The 16,536-nt window shown below is 53.4% G+C and carries 21 protein-coding genes; 15 read left to right on the forward strand and 6 right to left on the reverse strand.

Annotation, left to right across the window (positions count from 1 at the left end; all coding sequences use genetic code 11):
- The first annotated feature begins 86 nt into the window (after positions 1-86).
- From ulaA to ACLJPQ_RS09610, 6 genes are read left to right on the forward strand one after another with little or no spacing between them, the layout of a single operon-like run.
- On the forward strand, positions 87-1,484 hold the full coding sequence (ulaA, locus tag ACLJPQ_RS09585; protein ID WP_000404873.1) for a PTS ascorbate transporter subunit IIC: 1,398 nt from the start codon (positions 87-89) through the stop codon (positions 1,482-1,484).
- Positions 1,485-1,499: 15 nt separating this feature from the next.
- Positions 1,500-1,805 carry a PTS ascorbate transporter subunit IIB gene (gene ulaB, locus ACLJPQ_RS09590; RefSeq protein ID WP_000218358.1) on the forward strand — a complete coding sequence of 102 codons (306 nt, stop codon included), beginning with the start codon at positions 1,500-1,502 and terminating at the stop codon, positions 1,803-1,805.
- A 9-nt stretch (positions 1,806-1,814) separates the two neighbouring features.
- Positions 1,815-2,279, forward strand: coding sequence for a PTS ascorbate transporter subunit IIA (gene ulaC, locus ACLJPQ_RS09595; protein WP_000776533.1), 465 nt, complete (start codon positions 1,815-1,817; stop codon positions 2,277-2,279).
- Positions 2,280-2,292: 13 nt separating this feature from the next.
- The gene (ulaD, locus tag ACLJPQ_RS09600; protein WP_000056761.1) at positions 2,293-2,943 is read left to right on the forward strand and encodes a 3-keto-L-gulonate-6-phosphate decarboxylase UlaD; all 651 of its coding nucleotides are present in this window, start codon (positions 2,293-2,295) and stop codon (positions 2,941-2,943) included.
- A 9-nt stretch (positions 2,944-2,952) separates the two neighbouring features.
- Positions 2,953-3,807: an L-ribulose-5-phosphate 3-epimerase UlaE gene (ulaE, locus tag ACLJPQ_RS09605; protein WP_000949530.1), complete on the forward strand. Its 855-nt coding sequence runs from the start codon at positions 2,953-2,955 to the stop codon at positions 3,805-3,807.
- Positions 3,807-4,493 (forward strand): L-ribulose-5-phosphate 4-epimerase, encoded by a 687-nt coding sequence (locus ACLJPQ_RS09610; RefSeq protein ID WP_080151374.1) that lies wholly within the window; start codon positions 3,807-3,809, stop codon positions 4,491-4,493. Before ulaE ends, ACLJPQ_RS09610 begins: the two co-directional genes overlap by 1 nt.
- 128 nt (positions 4,494-4,621) lie before the next feature.
- Here the strand turns inward: ACLJPQ_RS09610 and yjfY are convergent, their stop codons facing one another.
- A complete protein-coding gene (gene yjfY / locus ACLJPQ_RS09615) occupies positions 4,622-4,897 on the reverse strand; it encodes a DUF1471 family protein YjfY (protein WP_080184876.1) in 276 nt (91 codons plus the stop codon).
- Between the two features lie 193 nt (positions 4,898-5,090).
- Here yjfY and ACLJPQ_RS09620 point away from each other — a divergent pair, with 193 nt between their 5' ends.
- The 6 genes from ACLJPQ_RS09620 to ACLJPQ_RS09645 all read left to right on the forward strand — a co-directional run bounded on the left by ACLJPQ_RS09620 (position 5,091) and on the right by ACLJPQ_RS09645 (position 7,881).
- The gene (locus tag ACLJPQ_RS09620) at positions 5,091-5,297 is read left to right on the forward strand and encodes a hypothetical protein (protein WP_023888446.1); all 207 of its coding nucleotides are present in this window, start codon (positions 5,091-5,093) and stop codon (positions 5,295-5,297) included.
- Between the two features lie 70 nt (positions 5,298-5,367).
- Positions 5,368-5,763: a 30S ribosomal protein S6 gene (gene rpsF / locus ACLJPQ_RS09625; protein WP_001216673.1), complete on the forward strand. Its 396-nt coding sequence runs from the start codon at positions 5,368-5,370 to the stop codon at positions 5,761-5,763.
- Positions 5,764-5,769: 6 nt separating this feature from the next.
- The gene (priB, locus tag ACLJPQ_RS09630; protein WP_001519453.1) at positions 5,770-6,084 is read left to right on the forward strand and encodes a primosomal replication protein N; all 315 of its coding nucleotides are present in this window, start codon (positions 5,770-5,772) and stop codon (positions 6,082-6,084) included.
- Between the two features lie 4 nt (positions 6,085-6,088).
- Positions 6,089-6,316 carry a 30S ribosomal protein S18 gene (gene rpsR / locus ACLJPQ_RS09635; protein ID WP_000135199.1) on the forward strand — a complete coding sequence of 76 codons (228 nt, stop codon included), beginning with the start codon at positions 6,089-6,091 and terminating at the stop codon, positions 6,314-6,316.
- Between the two features lie 41 nt (positions 6,317-6,357).
- Complete coding sequence (gene rplI, locus ACLJPQ_RS09640) at positions 6,358-6,807, forward strand: 50S ribosomal protein L9 (RefSeq protein WP_001196059.1); 450 nt, start codon at positions 6,358-6,360, stop codon at positions 6,805-6,807.
- A 147-nt stretch (positions 6,808-6,954) separates the two neighbouring features.
- Positions 6,955-7,881 (forward strand): DMT family transporter, encoded by a 927-nt coding sequence (locus ACLJPQ_RS09645; RefSeq protein ID WP_000381075.1) that lies wholly within the window; start codon positions 6,955-6,957, stop codon positions 7,879-7,881.
- 49 nt (positions 7,882-7,930) lie between these two features.
- Here ACLJPQ_RS09645 and ACLJPQ_RS09650 read toward each other — a convergent pair whose 3' ends face one another.
- The gene (locus ACLJPQ_RS09650; protein WP_001119448.1) at positions 7,931-8,566 is read right to left on the reverse strand and encodes an OapA family protein; all 636 of its coding nucleotides are present in this window, start codon (positions 8,564-8,566) and stop codon (positions 7,931-7,933) included.
- A 219-nt stretch (positions 8,567-8,785) separates the two neighbouring features.
- Between ACLJPQ_RS09650 and fklB the strand changes: the two genes are divergently transcribed.
- Positions 8,786-9,406, forward strand: coding sequence for an FKBP-type peptidyl-prolyl cis-trans isomerase (fklB, locus tag ACLJPQ_RS09655; protein WP_000235161.1), 621 nt, complete (start codon positions 8,786-8,788; stop codon positions 9,404-9,406).
- 295 nt (positions 9,407-9,701) lie between these two features.
- Positions 9,702-11,111, forward strand: a complete 1,410-nt coding sequence (cycA, locus tag ACLJPQ_RS09660; RefSeq protein WP_000228322.1) for a D-serine/D-alanine/glycine transporter — start codon at positions 9,702-9,704, stop codon at positions 11,109-11,111.
- Between the two features lie 111 nt (positions 11,112-11,222).
- Here cycA and ytfE read toward each other — a convergent pair whose 3' ends face one another.
- The 3 genes from ytfE to ACLJPQ_RS09675 form a co-directional block, all read right to left on the reverse strand.
- Positions 11,223-11,885 carry an iron-sulfur cluster repair protein YtfE gene (gene ytfE / locus ACLJPQ_RS09665; RefSeq protein ID WP_000331471.1) on the reverse strand — a complete coding sequence of 221 codons (663 nt, stop codon included), beginning with the start codon at positions 11,883-11,885 and terminating at the stop codon, positions 11,223-11,225.
- Between the two features lie 102 nt (positions 11,886-11,987).
- A complete protein-coding gene (locus ACLJPQ_RS09670) occupies positions 11,988-12,953 on the reverse strand; it encodes a DMT family transporter (RefSeq protein ID WP_000623290.1) in 966 nt (321 codons plus the stop codon).
- An 80-nt stretch (positions 12,954-13,033) separates the two neighbouring features.
- Positions 13,034-13,882 carry an SDR family oxidoreductase gene (locus tag ACLJPQ_RS09675; RefSeq protein ID WP_023208870.1) on the reverse strand — a complete coding sequence of 283 codons (849 nt, stop codon included), beginning with the start codon at positions 13,880-13,882 and terminating at the stop codon, positions 13,034-13,036.
- Positions 13,883-13,969: 87 nt separating this feature from the next.
- On the opposite strand from ACLJPQ_RS09675, the gene ACLJPQ_RS09680 reads away from it, so the two are divergent.
- On the forward strand, positions 13,970-14,356 hold the full coding sequence (locus ACLJPQ_RS09680) for a winged helix-turn-helix transcriptional regulator (RefSeq protein WP_001201297.1): 387 nt from the start codon (positions 13,970-13,972) through the stop codon (positions 14,354-14,356).
- Positions 14,357-14,413: 57 nt separating this feature from the next.
- Here the strand turns inward: ACLJPQ_RS09680 and ACLJPQ_RS09685 are convergent, their stop codons facing one another.
- Entirely contained in the window at positions 14,414-16,357 is a 1,944-nt protein-coding gene (locus ACLJPQ_RS09685) for a bifunctional 2',3'-cyclic-nucleotide 2'-phosphodiesterase/3'-nucleotidase (protein WP_061423935.1), read from the reverse strand.
- Between the last annotated feature and the right edge of the window lie 179 nt (positions 16,358-16,536).

The following is a 16,536-nucleotide window of genomic DNA, read 5'->3' on the forward strand; positions in this document are numbered from 1 at the left end:
TTGTTGTGATTACTTTTGAAAATTACAGTGAAGGGACATTATCCTGAGCGCCTGTGACTCAGCAACCTCGTCTACCGGAGATCGTTATGGAGATCCTCTACAACATCTTTACCATTTTCTTTAATCAGGTAATGACCAATGCCCCGCTATTACTGGGTATTGTGACCTGCCTGGGCTATATCCTGCTGCGTAAAAGCGTCAGCGTGATCATCAAAGGGACGATCAAAACCATCATTGGCTTCATGCTGCTACAGGCCGGGTCCGGCATTCTGACCAGCACCTTTAAACCGGTGGTGGCGAAAATGTCTGAGGTCTACGGCATCAACGGCGCGATTTCCGATACCTATGCTTCGATGATGGCAACGATCGAACGGATGGGTGATGCGTATAGCTGGGTAGGCTACGCGGTGTTGCTCGCGCTGGCGCTGAATATTTGTTACGTCTTGTTGCGACGCATTACCGGTATTCGCACCATCATGTTGACCGGGCACATCATGTTCCAGCAGGCGGGGCTGATTGCGGTCTCTTTCTATATCTTCGGCTATTCCATGTGGACCACCATTATCTGCACGGCGATACTGGTTTCCCTGTACTGGGGGATTACCTCCAACATGATGTACAAGCCGACTCAGGAAGTGACGGACGGCTGCGGTTTCTCCATCGGTCACCAGCAGCAGTTTGCTTCCTGGATTGCCTATAAAGTCGCGCCGTTCCTGGGCAAAAAAGAGGAAAGCGTTGAAGACCTCAAACTGCCAGGCTGGCTGAACATTTTCCATGACAACATCGTCTCCACGGCGATTGTAATGACCATCTTCTTTGGTGCCATTCTGCTCTCTTTTGGTATCGATACCGTACAGGCGATGGCGGGTAAAACCCACTGGACAATCTATATCCTGCAAACCGGTTTCTCCTTTGCGGTGGCGATCTTCATCATCACTCAGGGCGTGCGTATGTTTGTCGCCGAACTCTCTGAGGCCTTTAACGGTATCTCCCAGCGTCTGATTCCGGGCGCAGTACTGGCGATTGACTGCGCCGCTATTTATAGCTTCGCGCCGAACGCGGTGGTCTGGGGCTTTATGTGGGGCACCATCGGCCAGCTGATTGCGGTTGGCATCCTGGTTGCCTGCGGCTCCTCGATCCTGATTATTCCTGGCTTTATCCCGATGTTCTTCTCTAACGCCACTATCGGCGTGTTCGCTAACCACTTCGGCGGCTGGCGTGCGGCGCTGAAGATTTGTCTGGTGATGGGGATGATCGAAATCTTTGGTTGCGTCTGGGCGGTGAAACTCACGGGGATGAGCGCCTGGATGGGTATGGCGGACTGGTCGATTCTGGCACCGCCGATGATGCAGGGCTTCTTCTCCCTCGGTATCGCCTTTATGGCCGTCATCATTGTAATTGCACTGGCTTATATGTTCTTCGCTGGCCGCGCACTGCGCGCAGAAGAAGATGCAGAAAAACAACTGGCAGAACAGTCTGCTTAATAAGGAGTTTTGATTATGACCGTACGTATTCTGGCTGTGTGTGGCAACGGACAGGGCAGTTCCATGATCATGAAAATGAAAGTGGACCAGTTTTTAACCCAATCAAACATTGACCACACGGTAAATAGCTGCGCGGTTGGCGAGTACAAAAGCGAGTTGAGCGGCGCGGATATCATCATCGCTTCTACCCATATTGCGGGCGAAATCAGCGTGACCGGCAACAAATATGTGGTTGGCGTGCGTAACATGCTCTCTCCTGCTGACTTCGGCCCGAAACTGCTGGAAGTGATCAAAGAACATTTCCCGCAAGACGTGAAGTAAGGACGCAACATGAAATTACGTGATTCACTGGCGGAGAATAATTCTATCCGCCTGCAGGCTGAAGCGAATACCTGGCAGGAAGCCGTCAAGATCGGCGTCGATTTACTGGTGGCTGCCGACGTGGTGGAGCCGCGCTATTACCAGGCGATTCTGGATGGCGTTGAGCAGTTTGGCCCCTATTTTGTGATTGCCCCCGGCCTGGCGATGCCGCATGGCCGCCCGGAAGAAGGGGTGAAGAAAACCGGTTTTTCTCTGGTGACCCTGAAAAAGCCGCTGGAGTTCAACCACGAAGATAACGACCCGGTCGATATTCTGATCACCATGGCGGCAGTAGACGCCAATACCCACCAGGAAGTGGGCATCATGCAGATCGTCAACCTGTTTGAAGACGAAGCCAATTTTGACCGTTTACGCGCCTGCCGCACCGAGCAGGAAGTCCTGGATCTCATTGACCGCACCAACGCGGCAGCTTAAGAAGGAATTGAACATGTCATTACCAATGTTGCAGGTCGCGCTGGACAACCAGACTATGGATAGCGCCTATGAAACCACTCGCCTGATTGCCGAAGAAGTCGACATTATCGAAGTGGGCACCATTCTGTGCGTGGGCGAAGGCGTGCGTGCCGTTCGCGACCTGAAAGCGCTCTATCCGCACAAAATCGTGCTGGCGGACGCCAAAATTGCCGATGCCGGTAAAATCCTCTCCCGTATGTGTTTCGAAGCTAACGCGGACTGGGTGACCGTGATTTGCTGTGCGGATATCAACACCGCAAAAGGCGCGCTGGATGTGGCGAAAGAGTTCAACGGCGACGTGCAGATCGAACTGACCGGTTACTGGACCTGGGAACAGGCGCAGCAGTGGCGCGACGCGGGCATTCAGCAAGTGGTTTATCACCGCAGCCGCGATGCGCAGGCGGCAGGCGTGGCGTGGGGCGAGGCGGATATTACCGCGATTAAACGGCTGTCCGATATGGGCTTTAAAGTGACCGTGACCGGCGGGCTGGCGCTGGAAGACCTGCCGCTGTTCAAAGGCATTCCGATCCATGTCTTTATCGCGGGGCGCAGCATTCGCGATGCCGAATCGCCGGTAGAAGCCGCACGGCAGTTCAAACGCTCCATTGCCCAACTGTGGGGCTAAGGAGCGGCTATGCTGTCGAAACAAATTCCGCTCGGCATCTATGAAAAAGCGCTCCCTGCCGGGGAGTGCTGGCTGGAGCGCCTGCGGCTGGCGAAAACGCTGGGTTTTGACTTTGTTGAAATGTCGGTGGACGAGACCGACGCCCGACTGGCGCGGCTCGACTGGAGTCGCGAGCAGCGCCTGGCGCTGGTGAGCGCGGTTGCTGAAACCGGCGTGCGCGTGCCGTCCATGTGTCTGAGCGCGCATCGTCGTTTTCCGCTCGGTAGCGAAGATGACGCGGTACGGGCGCAGGGGCTGGAGATTATGCGTAAAGCGATTCAGTTTGCGCAGGACGTCGGGATTCGCGTCATTCAACTGGCGGGGTACGACGTTTACTATCAGCAGGCCAATGACGAAACGCGTTGCCGCTTCCGCGATGGGTTAAAAGAGAGCGTTGATATGGCCAGCCGCGCCCAGGTGACGCTGGCGATGGAGATCATGGATTATCCATTGATGAATTCCATCAGTAAAGCGCTGGGCTATGCTCACTACCTCAATAACCCGTGGTTCCAGCTCTATCCGGATATCGGCAATCTGTCTGCCTGGGATAACGACGTACAGATGGAGCTACAGGCGGGAATCGGGCATATCGTCGCGGTACACGTCAAAGATACTAAACCCGGCGTGTTCAAAAATGTGCCGTTTGGCGAAGGCGTTGTCGATTTCGAACGCTGCTTCGAAACGCTCAAACAGAGTGGCTATTGCGGGCCCTATCTGATTGAGATGTGGAGCGAAACAGCAGAGAACCCGGCGGCAGAGGTAGCGAAAGCGCGTGACTGGGTGAAAGCGCGCATGGCCAGCGCCGGTCTGGTGGAGGCAGCCTAATGCAAAAGCTCAAGCAGCAGGTATTTGACGCTAACATGGATTTGCCCCGTTATGGACTGGTGACGTTTACCTGGGGCAACGTCAGCGCTATCGATCGCGAACGCGGATTGGTGGTGATTAAGCCAAGCGGTGTCGCCTATGAAACCATGAAGGTAGATGACATGGTGGTGGTGGATATGGATGGCAAAGTGGTGGAGGGACGTTATCGTCCTTCTTCCGATACCGCTACCCATCTGGCGCTGTATCAACGCTATCCGTCGCTTGGCGGCGTCGTTCATACCCACTCCACCCACGCCACGGCATGGGCGCAAGCGGGGATGGCTATTCCGGCGCTCGGTACCACGCACGCGGACTATTTCTTTGGCGATATTCCTTGTACCAGAGCGTTAAGCGAAGAAGAAGTGCAGGGCGAGTACGAGCTGAACACCGGTAAGGTGATCATCGAAACGCTGGGCGAGGTGGAACCGCTGCATACGCCAGGTATTGTCGTGTATCAACATGGGCCATTCGCCTGGGGGAAAGATGCGCACGATGCGGTACATAACGCGGTGGTCATGGAGGAAGTGGCGCGAATGGCGTGGATTGCGCGCGGTATTAACCCGGCGCTGAATCCCATCGACGGTTATCTGATGAACAAGCACTTCATGCGTAAGCATGGCCCGAATGCGTATTATGGGCAGAAGTGAAGTATGAGCTCCGGAATGTGAATATTATCGGGATGTCACAGGTCTAATTCCGGAGCCATCTTTCCGCGAAAAAAGCCCCCTGTTCAGGGGGCAAATCAACTATGGCTTTTTCGTTGGTTTTCCTGATGCTAGCGATAAATATTCGCGCTGGCGTGTATATTGCCGTTGCTACCCGGTTCCCGGATAAGTATGACGTGATAATACATTGCGTTTCGCACGTCGGCCTCTTCATTCAGCGCCAGATTGGCTTCACTTTCCGTGGCGAAGTTATGGTTGATGTAGATCACGCCTAAGCTGCGCACATCATCCATATTTCTGGCCTGGCGATTATTTAACTCGATGGCTGCCGTTGCCGTTATGCCAGGCAAAAGCGCAGCCAGAAATAACATTATCCGGGTTCGCATAGAGTACCTCCTCAGCAGCGCGGTCTGGTTGGCGATATCCCCCTTTAGTGAATCGCTTCTGGTTTAATTTTAACCATAACCCGCCGCAGAGATGGCGACCTTTTCTGATGCTGTTGTTCAAAAAATTATCGTATTGTCGTTTTTTACCTGATTAACAACCCATTGATGTATGCCGCTATGTTTAAGAAACCCTGTGTGGCAAAAAAGTGCGCTGACCACAGTGTCAATTTCTCTGCCGCAACAGGCCGTTTATAGTGGCGCGCGATATAACGTTAATATCTCAGCAGCAAAATGCGACGGGACAGGCGTTACGTTCGGCACGATAAATAATTGTACAATCACCTTGAGTTTGCCCGCAGGCGCCAGTATTATAACGCGTCATTTTTCAGCCGACCTTTAACACGTTCCTTGCCTCCATGGGCCGCGGCTGACCCAGACAGGAGGCTGAATAATCCGTAAGGAGCAATTCGATGCGTCATTACGAAATCGTTTTTATGGTCCATCCTGACCAGAGCGAACAGGTTCCGGGCATGATCGAGCGTTACTCTGCTGCCATCACTGGCGCAGAAGGCAAGATCCACCGTCTGGAAGACTGGGGCCGCCGTCAGCTGGCTTACCCGATCAACAAACTGCACAAAGCGCACTACGTTCTGATGAACGTTGAAGCGCCGCAGGAAGTGATCGATGAGCTGGAAACTACCTTCCGCTTCAACGATGCCGTTATCCGCAGCATGGTTATGCGTACTAAGCACGCTGTTACCGAAGCCTCTCCGATGGTTAAAGCGAAAGACGAGCGCCGTGAGCGTCGCGATGATTTCGCTAACGAAACCGCAGATGATGCTGAAGCTGGGGATTCTGAAGAGTAATTTCTGATGACCAACCGTCTGGCGTTGTCCGGCACCGTGTGCAGGGCCCCCCTTCGAAAGGTCAGTCCATCAGGAATTCCGCATTGCCAGTTCGTGCTTGAGCATCGTTCTGTGCAAGAGGAAGCCGGCTTTCACCGGCAGGCGTGGTGCCAAATGCCCGTTATTGTTAGCGGACACGAAAACCAGGCCATTACTCACAGTATAACGGTCGGCAGCCGCATAACCGTTCAGGGGTTTATTTCTTGCCACAAGGCAAAGAACGGTCTGAGCAAAATGGTTCTGCATGCCGAGCAGATTGAATTGATAGATTCTGGAGACTAGCCATATGGCACGTTATTTCCGTCGTCGCAAGTTCTGCCGTTTCACCGCGGAAGGCGTTCAAGAGATCGACTATAAAGATATCGCTACGCTGAAAAACTACATCACCGAAAGCGGTAAGATTGTCCCAAGCCGTATCACCGGTACCCGTGCAAAATACCAGCGTCAGCTGGCTCGCGCTATCAAACGCGCTCGCTACCTGTCTCTGCTGCCGTACACTGATCGCCATCAGTAATCGGTCACGGTCCATTAATACGACTTTGAGAGGATAAGGTAATGCAAGTTATTCTGCTTGATAAAGTAGCAAACCTGGGTAGCCTGGGTGATCAGGTTAACGTTAAAGCGGGCTATGCTCGTAACTTCCTGGTACCAAAGGGTAAAGCTGTTCCGGCTACCAAGAAAAACGTTGAATACTTCGAAGCACGTCGCGCTGAACTGGAAGCTAAACTGGCTGACGTTCTGGCTGCTGCAAATGCACGCGCAGAGAAAATCAACGCCCTGGAAACCGTTACTATCGCGTCTAAAGCAGGCGACGAAGGTAAACTGTTCGGTTCCATCGGTACTCGCGACATCGCTGACGCTGTGACTGCGGCTGGCGTTGACGTGGCTAAGAGCGAAGTTCGTCTGCCGAACGGCGTTCTGCGTACCACTGGCGAACACGAAGTGAACTTCCAGGTTCACAGCGAAGTATTCGCAAAAGTTATCATCAACGTGGTTGCTGAGTAATCAGGCATTCTCGTTTTTGCTAGCAACGAAACGTCGGCCCAGCGCCGACGTTTTGCTTTTTTAACCCCATCGCTTTTCGACTGGCTATCTCCCCCTCTTTTCGCGATAATCAAAAATAAAACATTATTTTAATTTCTTGGTGAAAGAATGGATACCCAACGCCAGGCCTCCCCGTTTGCCCGCAAAAACGTCGTTTATGTGTGTGCCGCATTTTGTTGCCTGCTATGGGGCAGCGCTTATCCAGCCATCAAAAGCGGTTATGACCTCTTTCAGATAGCCACCGACGATATCCCTTCTAAAATTGTTTTTGCTGGTTATCGTTTTTTGTTTGCGGGTGGGTTGCTGCTACTGTTCGCGCTGCTTCAGCGTAAACCGATTGGTCGGTTTCGTCCGCGCCAGTTTGCTCAGTTGACGTTACTGGGGCTGACCCAGACGTCGCTGCAATATCTCTTTTTCTATATCGGCCTTGCGTTCACCTCCGGCGTGAAAGGCTCAATCATGAACGCGACAGGCACATTCTTCAGCGTATTGCTGGCGCACTTTATTTATCAGAACGACCGATTGAGCTACAACAAAACGCTCGGCTGTATTCTGGGCTTTGCGGGCGTCATGGTGGTGAACGTCAGCAATGGCCTGGATTTCAGCTTTAATCTGCCGGGAGAAGGCTCCGTGGTGCTGGCGGCGTTTATTCTTTCTGCGGCCACGTTGTATGGCAAACGTCTCTCGCAGACGGTCGATCCGATGGTCATGACTGGCTATCAATTGGGGATTGGCGGTCTGGTACTGGTCATTGGCGGTTACGTTTTTGGCGGTACGCTGACGATACATGGCTTCTCGTCGGTGGCGATTTTAGTCTACCTGACGCTGCTCTCGTCGGTCGCTTTTGCGCTATGGAGCATTTTACTCAAATATAATCGCGTGGGGATGATTGCGCCGTTTAACTTTCTGATCCCGGTTTCTGGCGCGGCTCTTTCGGCTATTTTTCTCGGCGAGAATATATTGGAGTGGAAATACATGATTGCGCTGGTGCTGGTGTGTTCGGGGATTTGGTGGGTGAATAAGGTGAAGCGGTAATGCTTCACCTGAACGAATAGGGTACAGGCGGGATAAGGCGTAGCCGGCGTTACTGTGCGCGAATAAAACTGCCGTCAGGCTGACGCGTAAACAGCACCTGTTGACCGTTATCGCCATCTATCGTTAAACCTGTCACCACCCCGCTGGCATTCTGGCGAATTTTAATCATTTGACCATTTTTGAGGTTACTCAGCGGCTTGCCAGCACCTTCTACCTGCGCCATTGCATAAACGTCTGTCGGGGGCAGTCCGTGGTCACGGAACAGTTGCGCCAGAGTTTTACCAGACTCTACCCGGTACGAGCGCCACTGTTGACCGATGCCGCTATCCTGCTGGAAAGGCTGCGTTTGCGGCTGGTTTTGTTCTTCCGGCTGGCCTTCCTGGATAGGTTCCGGCGCAACGGGTGCCACCTGATCCGGATCGTTTTGCGGCGCGACCAGCTGCGCCTGAAGCTGGGCCTCCGTCGGCGGCTGTGATTGCGATTGCAGATCCAATTGCGCTTCCCGCGTGACGACAGGCGAGTCGCTGGTCTCGCTGGCGGGCAGCAGGAAGCCGATCACCAGCACGATAGCGGCAATGATAATGCCACGACGATGCATAGGCGGCAGCGGCTCCATGATGCGAAAATTATCCGGCGCGTGCCAGATTTTCGCCAGGGTTGGTTTTAATTCAAAGCGCCCGGGCATGGTTTACCTCCTGCTCCGCATCTCGTTCCTTAATCATAGAGTATAGATGGCTAACGCTATGATACTGGTAGTGCTATCCGCTTTCGTGACATCAATACGGATAATCTATTGTTTCTTTTTCCCTGCGATTTGTCATCCTCCCTGAGACAAAGTTTTACCAGAAGAAGCGTGGCTGTTATGCTGCCCGCTACTTTTTTGATATCCGATGAAGGAAAAATAATGGCCACCCCGACTTTTGACACTATTGAAGCGCAAGCGAGCTACGGCATTGGTTTGCAGGTAGGGCAGCAGCTCAGCGAATCCGGTCTTGAAGGGCTGTTGCCTGAAGCGCTGGTTGCAGGCATTGCTGATGCGCTGGAAGGTAAACACCCGGCGGTTCCTGTTGATGTGGTGCATCGTGCGCTGCGTGAAATTCATGAGCGTGCGGACGCGGTGCGTCGTGAGCGTTTCAAAGCGATGGCGGCCGAAGGCGTGAAATACCTGGAAGAAAACCGCGAAAAAGACGGTGTGAACAGTACTGAATCTGGTTTACAGTTCCGCGTTCTGACGCAGGGCGAAGGCGCGATTCCGGCGCGTACCGACCGCGTACGCGTGCATTACACCGGTAAGCTTATTGATGGCACCGTATTTGACAGCTCCGTCGCGCGCGGCGAACCGGCTGAATTCCCGGTAAATGGCGTGATCGCCGGCTGGATTGAAGCGCTGACTCTGATGCCGGTAGGTTCCAAATGGGAACTGACTATCCCACAGGAGCTGGCCTATGGCGAGCGTGGGGCCGGGGCCTCTATTCCGCCATTCAGCACCCTGGTGTTTGAGGTGGAACTGCTGGAAATTCTGTAAGCGCCCCGGGTTTGCCGGATGATGGCGTAAACGCCTTATCCGGCAACCCTGACTTCAGCAGATGCCAATATTTTATTTTGCAAATGGCGTCGTTACGTGTATTTTTGTGAGCTAATTCGCATTATCAAAGTGATATAACACTCATTTTAAACATAAAATTAACATTGTATTTGAATCTTAGTATTCATCCCGCCGATTCTTACCTAATATCGATGAGTCCTGATAACAGGATCGTCGTATCATAGACCAAAGGCCGTAGAGCCCGCACAACACAGACAGGTACAGGAAGAAAAACATGGTAGATCAGGTAAAAGTCGCAGCCGACGAACAGGCTCCGGCTGAACAGTCGCTACGGCGCAATCTTACAAACCGTCATATACAGCTTATCGCTATTGGCGGCGCTATTGGTACCGGTCTGTTTATGGGATCGGGTAAAACGATCAGTCTCGCCGGACCGTCGATCATTTTTGTGTATATGATCATCGGTTTTATGCTTTTTTTCGTGATGCGCGCCATGGGGGAATTGCTGCTCTCGAATCTGGAATATAAATCGTTTAGCGATTTTGCTTCCGACCTGCTTGGCCCCTGGGCGGGATATTTCACCGGCTGGACGTACTGGTTTTGCTGGGTAGTGACCGGTATGGCTGACGTGGTGGCGATTACCGCCTACGCGCAGTTCTGGTTTCCCGGCCTTTCCGATTGGGTCGCCTCGCTGGCGGTAGTGATCCTGCTGCTAAGCCTCAACCTCGCCACCGTTAAAATGTTTGGTGAAATGGAATTTTGGTTTGCTATGGTCAAAATCGTCGCCATTGTGGCGTTGATTGTGGTCGGGCTGGTGATGATTGCGATGCACTTTAAATCGCCGACCGGCGTTGAAGCCTCTTTCGCGCATCTGTGGAATGACGGCGGCTGGTTCCCGAAAGGTATTAGCGGGTTCTTTGCTGGTTTCCAGATTGCGGTGTTCGCCTTCGTGGGCATTGAGCTGGTCGGTACTACCGCCGCAGAAACTAAAGATCCGGAAAAATCGCTGCCGCGCGCGATTAACTCAATACCGATCCGTATCATCATGTTCTACGTCTTTGCGCTGATTGTCATTATGTCGGTGACGCCGTGGAGTTCCGTGGTGCCGGATAAGAGCCCGTTCGTTGAGCTGTTTGTACTGGTGGGTCTGCCTGCCGCCGCGAGCGTGATCAACTTTGTTGTGCTGACCTCGGCGGCGTCTTCCGCCAACAGCGGCGTCTTCTCGACCAGCCGTATGCTGTTTGGCCTGGCGCAAGAAGGCGTGGCGCCAAAAGCGTTCGCTAAGCTATCGAAACGCGCGGTACCGGCGAAAGGCCTGACCTTCTCCTGTATCTGCCTGCTGGGCGGCGTGGTTATGCTGATGGTCAACCCGAGCGTGATTGGCGCATTCACCATGATCACTACGGTTTCGGCTATCCTGTTTATGTTTGTCTGGACCATCATTCTGTGTTCATACCTGGTGTACCGCAAAAAGCGTCCCCACCTGCATGAAAAATCCATCTATAAGATGCCGCTCGGTAAGCTGATGTGCTGGGTCTGTATGGCGTTCTTTGCGTTCGTGCTGGTATTACTGACGCTGGAAGACGATACGCGCCAGGCGCTGATCGTGACGCCGCTGTGGTTTATCGCGTTGGGTCTGGGCTGGCTGTTGATAGGTAAGAAACGGATGGCGGGAATGCGTTAATTGTTTTGCCCGGTGGCGCTGGCGCTTACCGGGCTTACAGCGTAGCGTTGATTTGGAGGCCGGATAAGGCGCAGTTTACAGCCGCCATCCGGCAAAATGCCCGGCTGGCGATTATTCCCCGGCCAGCGCGCGTGGGAACAGCACGTTATTCTCCAGGCTGATGTGCTCCATCAGATCATCAATCATCTCATTAATGCCGTTATACATCGCTTTCCAGGTGGTACACGCTTCTGGCGGCGGCGTTACATTTTGGGTGACGTGTTTGATGACGTCTACCAGCTCTCCCGCCTCGTCATGCTCGCTTTCCATTACGCTTATCGGGCCCGTTGCCTGGCGACCCATACCCTGTTTGATCATGGGGAACAGGATCTGTTCTTCTTTCATCATATGGCTGGAAAGCTCTTCATGCAGCGCGGTGAGATATTTTGTCAGGCCGCGTGGGACGTTTGGCTTATCCGCGTGGACGCGTTCCACTTTGGTTGCCTGCAGGATAAGCTCCGGCAGTTGCTCGCGGTGTCGGTCATGATAGCGCACAACGATATGGTCAATAATGTCCGCCAGCGGAACGGCGCGCCAGTCTTTTTCGATGGGCTGTTCAGCCAATTGCGCCAGTTGCGCTTCAATGATGTCAATATCGACGTCGTGACGCGCGGCGGCGCGCGCCAGCGTCTGTTTTCCGCCGCAGCAGTAATCCATATCGTACTGGCGAAACAGCGCCGATGCGCGGGGAATAGAGAGCGCCAGTTCGCCTAAAGGTTGATCGCGATAAGCCATAGCCGTTACCTCATTTGCAATAATATAAGTTGTATTTTAAATGCATCTTTAAGGCGAGGCTATAACTCTTTCGGGGTGCGTATAATTTAAGCGAGTATGAAATTAGCGTTCCGTGACCGGAACGACGGTCGCTTTTTCCGGTTTCGCTCTCACGGCAATGACCACGCCCGCCACCAGGAGCGCAATGCCGCTTAACGTCAGGAATGGCGGGATTTCCTGGCGCAGAATGAAGGTATAGAGCAGTCCCGCCAGCGTCTCAAAAACAATCAGCGGCCCTAAAATAACGGTTGGCAATTTTTGGCTGGCGATATTCCAGCACAGCGCGCCCACCCAGGAACACAGCACCGCGATGGCGATCATCAGACCGATAAACAGCGCGGGATGCGGGCCAAAGGGCAGGGTAAACAGCGGTTTCTGGATACTCAGCCACAGACAGACCGCCGCATAGCCGATTAACGAGACCGGCAGCGTAACCAGCGCCTGCGCCGTTGCCCACATCATGGGATGTTTGTCGGGATTTTCCCGCAGCCAGCGGGCGTTGCGCAGCGCATACCATGCCCAGCACGCTACGGAAATCAGCGCCAGCACAATGCCTGAACCATAGCGCCAGCCGCTAACATCGGACAATCCCTGGCTAAGTTCAGCAATATTGACGCACAGCAGGCCAAAACCGATAAGCGCCAGCGCGGGCGCTAAACGCCGCCAGGATAACCTGCCGTCTCGTTGGCTATAGAGAACGTTAGCGAAAAGCGGAATGACGACCGGCAATGTCCCGATGATCATCGTCGACACCGGCGCGCCGGTTCGCTGAATAGCGCTGGCGAGGCAGGCGTAATAGATTACATTGCCCATCAGAGTCAGCGACAGGGCGGTGGACCAATCTTTGCGCGTCAACTGGCGTAACCGCGTGCGGCCTAACCAGGCAATTGGCAGGGCAATCAGCCCCAGCGCCAGATAGCGTCCCATTGACTGTAAGAGGGCCGGGTAATCCGGCACGATTAACGGGCCGACGAAAATCAATCCCCACATTAGCCCTGCCAGCAGGGCGTATAGCACGCCGCTAATCATCAGATTCTCCTCATAAACCGTTCCGTCATTATCAGAGAAGGTCTATGAGGATGCCACATAAATTAACTAAATTTTAACACTTACAGTACGGAGCGAAGGCTTTCTGTGAGCGTCGTCGTCGGGCGACCGATGAGTTTACGCAGCGTATGGCTGTCATCAAACAGGCCGCCTTTCGCCGCGCCAGCGTCAGAATTGGCCAACATATCCGCCAGTCCGTCAGGCAGGCCTGCGCCTTTCAGCGCGGCGGCAAAATCGACTTCGCTCAGGTTCTGGTAGACGATTTTTTTTCCGCTCTGATGAGTAAGTTCATCCGCCAACTGGCTTAATGTCCAGGCGCCATCACCCGCCAGCTCGTAGACATTCCCGGCGTGACCCTCTTCACGGATGACGCGCGCGGCGGCGGCGGCATAGTCAGCGCGCATTGCGGAGGCGATTTTCCCTTCTCCCGCCGCGCCAATAAAGACGCCATGTTTCAGCGCGGCAGGGACGCTCGCCAGGTAGTTTTCCGTATACCAGCCGTTACGTAATAGCGTGTGAGGAATACCTGACTCAGCCAGCATCTTTTCCGTTTCAATATGTTCATCGGCGAGCGCCAGCGGCGATTTATCCGCATGTAGCAGGCTGGTATAGGCGATGAATTTCACCTTCGCGGCAATGGCGGCCTGAATAACGTTGCGGTGCTGCGCGGTGCGTTGTCCCACTTCGCTGGATGATATAAGCAGCAGTTTATCAACGCCCTGTAAGGCGGTGGTCAGCGCGGCTTCGTTAGCGTAATCCGCCTGGCGAACGGCAATCCCGCGCTGACTGAGCGGGGCGGCTTTTTTCGGGTTACGGACGATCGCGACGAGGTGGCTGGCGGGCGTCGTTTTTAGCAGGTTTTCAATAACGTGTTGGCCCAGTTGGCCCGTTGCGCCAGTGATAGCAATCATGGTGAACTCCTCAGTGTTGGTCTTGTGTTTTATTACGCTACCACCTAAACTTACTTTTAGTAAGTACGTACAAAAAGGTAAGTATCAATGCGCGCTCATACACTTTCCCGGCAGTTGCGTGAAGGCAATCTCTTTGCTGAACAGTGCCCGTCCCGTGAGGTGTTAAAACATGTCACCAGTCGCTGGGGCGTACTGATTCTGGTCGCGTTACGCGACGGTACACACCGTTTTAGCGACCTGCGCCGCAAGATGGGAGGCGTGAGTGAAAAGATGCTGGCGCAGTCGTTACAGGCGCTTGAACAGGACGGATTTCTTAACCGGGTGTCATATCCAGTTGTTCCGCCGCATGTGGAGTACAGCCTGACGCCGCTTGGCGAGCAGGTGAGCGATAAAGTCGCCGCGCTGGCGGACTGGATAGAACTGAATTTGCCGCAGGTATTGGCGCAGCGGGAGCGTTTATCAGATGGCGGCTAGCGCTTTATTCGGCCTGCCAGTCAGGCCGAATAAACGCAGCGCCATACGGGACTCACGTTACTTGCTCAAATCCACCTGATAAATGGCAAAACCGATATCATCGACGGCAACCTTCTTCATCGGATACTGTCCTTTCGCTTTAATGAAGGCAGCGGCTTTATCGCCTGGCGATGTTTCAAAGCGGATATCCAGCGCCGTATCGCTGTGGATTGGCGCCAGACGCCAGTTATTATCCGCCGCCGGATGGATTTCGCCCGCGCGTTTTGACTCTGCGCCAATCCATGCCGCCAGCACGGCGCGATTTTCATCCGGAGACGCAAAGGCGATATGGCTGTCGCCCGTGCCGGCAAACTTGCCGCCGTAAGCGCGATAGTTATTCGTGGCGACCAGGAACGTAGCGTTCGGGTCGACAGGCTTACCGTTAAAGGTCAGGTTTTTAATACGTTCCGCCTGCGGATTCACCATCTGGCATTCGCCATCATAGCGGGCGGGCTGTGACACATCGATTTGATAATTCACGCCGTCAATGACATCGAAATTATAGGTGCGAAAGCCATCCCAATTGATCAACGATTGCGGTTTGTTGCTGTGAATATCAATCTGATTAAACTGTCCGGCAGAACATTCCAGCCACTCTTTTACCTCTTTGCCGCTGGCTTTCACCACCACCAGCGTATTCGGATAGAGATAAAGATCGGCGGCGTTACGGAAGGTCAACTGGCCTTTTTCCACCTCGACAAAACTGGCAGGATCGTTCTTACGCCCGCCAACTTTAAACGGCGCGGCGGCGGACAGCACCGGCAGTTTCGCCAGATCCGGATCGCCCTGAATAAAGTGTTCCACATACGCTTTTTGCGCGTTATTCACCACCTGTACGGTAGGATCGTCCTGCACCAGAGCAAGATAACTGTACATGTTATCGGCGGATTTACCGATGGGCTTGCTGACAAACTCGCGGGTGGCCTCGTGATCGGCTTTCAGAATACCGACCAGCTTACTGTCTTCCGCCGCCAGCGACTTTTTAGCTGCGGCGTCGTAAATAGGCCGCGCTTCCGCTTTCGCCTGCGTAACCTGCCATTTGCCGCTGTCGTTATTGAGCACCAGATCGACCACTCCCAGATGGTCGCCCCACATGCCAGGCATTACCGCAGGAATGCCGTTAAGCGTACCTTTGGCGATATCCGCGCCTTTGATGTCGGCAAAATCTTTACCGGGGAAGACGGCGTGAGCGTGGCCAAACATAATCGCGTCGACGCCGGGAACTTCGCTGAGGTAATAAACCGAGTTTTCCGCCATGCTGTGGTACGGATCGGCAGAAAGGCCTGAGTGAGCAATGACTACCACGATATCAGCGCCTTTCTCGCGCATTTCGGGCACATATTTCCGGGCGGTTTCCGTAATGTCATTGACGGTAACTTTGCCGCTCAGGTTCGCTTTATCCCAAATCATGATTTGCGGCGGAACAAAGCCGATATAGCCGATTTTCAGAGTTTGCGGGTTGCCGTCTTTATCAATAACGCTCGTCTCTTTAATCAGATAAGGCGTAAAGAGCGGCTTTTGGGTTTTAACGTCGATAATATTGGCGTTAACATAAGGGAATTTCGCGCCGGCCAGCGCGTTATGCAGATAGTCCAGACCATAATTAAACTCATGGTTGCCGAGGTTTCCAACCGCGTAATCCAGAGTGTTGAGCGCTTTATAGACCGGGTGAACATCACCGTCTTTGAGCCCTTTTGCCGCCATATAATCGCCCAGAGGGCTCCCCTGAATCAGGTCGCCGTTATCCACCAGCACGCTGTTTTTGACTTCATTTCGGGCGGCATGAATCAAACTTGCGGTACGTACCAATCCGAATTTTTCGGTTGCGGTATCCTTGTAATAATCGAAATCCATCATGTTGCTATGTAAATCAGTAGTTTCCATGATACGGAGATCGACGGTGGCCGCATTCACGCTGGCGGCGATCAGCGTAGCCAGAAGCGTTGCACTAAACTTAATCATCAGAGGCACCTTTTAAGAACGCAATAGAAAAGCCGGATAGTGAAAAATAGCGATGATAAACAGTGAAACCCGATATCGTTCCGACCGTCGCCAGAAGAAGGCGAAACCGCCCCATCCGGCCGATTTTTTGCGAGTGTTCACAGAAGGGTGAATCATGCCATGAAAGGTATTATCAAAAC

This window comes from Salmonella sp. SAL04213, from assembly GCF_046550535.1.
GTDB lineage: Bacteria > Pseudomonadota > Gammaproteobacteria > Enterobacterales > Enterobacteriaceae > Salmonella > Salmonella enterica.

What these genes read in the sequence shown, in the direction of transcription:
- yjfY (WP_080184876.1), bottom strand. Translation starts at nt 4,897, where the DNA reads ATGCGAACCCGGATAATGTTATTTCTGGCTGCGCTTTTGCCTGGCATA.
- ACLJPQ_RS09650 (WP_001119448.1), bottom strand. Translation starts at nt 8,566, where the DNA reads ATGCCCGGGCGCTTTGAATTAAAACCAACCCTGGCGAAAATCTGGCAC.
- priB (WP_001519453.1), top strand. Translation starts at nt 5,770, where the DNA reads ATGACCAACCGTCTGGCGTTGTCCGGCACCGTGTGCAGGGCCCCCCTT.
- ACLJPQ_RS09685 (WP_061423935.1), bottom strand. Translation starts at nt 16,357, where the DNA reads ATGATTAAGTTTAGTGCAACGCTTCTGGCTACGCTGATCGCCGCCAGC.
- rplI (WP_001196059.1), top strand. Translation starts at nt 6,358, where the DNA reads ATGCAAGTTATTCTGCTTGATAAAGTAGCAAACCTGGGTAGCCTGGGT.
- ulaE (WP_000949530.1), top strand. Translation starts at nt 2,953, where the DNA reads ATGCTGTCGAAACAAATTCCGCTCGGCATCTATGAAAAAGCGCTCCCT.
- ulaA (WP_000404873.1), top strand. Translation starts at nt 87, where the DNA reads ATGGAGATCCTCTACAACATCTTTACCATTTTCTTTAATCAGGTAATG.
- ulaD (WP_000056761.1), top strand. Translation starts at nt 2,293, where the DNA reads ATGTCATTACCAATGTTGCAGGTCGCGCTGGACAACCAGACTATGGAT.
- ACLJPQ_RS09675 (WP_023208870.1), bottom strand. Translation starts at nt 13,882, where the DNA reads ATGATTGCTATCACTGGCGCAACGGGCCAACTGGGCCAACACGTTATT.
- rpsR (WP_000135199.1), top strand. Translation starts at nt 6,089, where the DNA reads ATGGCACGTTATTTCCGTCGTCGCAAGTTCTGCCGTTTCACCGCGGAA.
- ytfE (WP_000331471.1), bottom strand. Translation starts at nt 11,885, where the DNA reads ATGGCTTATCGCGATCAACCTTTAGGCGAACTGGCGCTCTCTATTCCC.
- ACLJPQ_RS09670 (WP_000623290.1), bottom strand. Translation starts at nt 12,953, where the DNA reads ATGATTAGCGGCGTGCTATACGCCCTGCTGGCAGGGCTAATGTGGGGA.
- ulaC (WP_000776533.1), top strand. Translation starts at nt 1,815, where the DNA reads ATGAAATTACGTGATTCACTGGCGGAGAATAATTCTATCCGCCTGCAG.
- rpsF (WP_001216673.1), top strand. Translation starts at nt 5,368, where the DNA reads ATGCGTCATTACGAAATCGTTTTTATGGTCCATCCTGACCAGAGCGAA.
- cycA (WP_000228322.1), top strand. Translation starts at nt 9,702, where the DNA reads ATGGTAGATCAGGTAAAAGTCGCAGCCGACGAACAGGCTCCGGCTGAA.
- ACLJPQ_RS09680 (WP_001201297.1), top strand. Translation starts at nt 13,970, where the DNA reads ATGCGCGCTCATACACTTTCCCGGCAGTTGCGTGAAGGCAATCTCTTT.
- fklB (WP_000235161.1), top strand. Translation starts at nt 8,786, where the DNA reads ATGGCCACCCCGACTTTTGACACTATTGAAGCGCAAGCGAGCTACGGC.
- ACLJPQ_RS09610 (WP_080151374.1), top strand. Translation starts at nt 3,807, where the DNA reads ATGCAAAAGCTCAAGCAGCAGGTATTTGACGCTAACATGGATTTGCCC.
- ulaB (WP_000218358.1), top strand. Translation starts at nt 1,500, where the DNA reads ATGACCGTACGTATTCTGGCTGTGTGTGGCAACGGACAGGGCAGTTCC.
- ACLJPQ_RS09645 (WP_000381075.1), top strand. Translation starts at nt 6,955, where the DNA reads ATGGATACCCAACGCCAGGCCTCCCCGTTTGCCCGCAAAAACGTCGTT.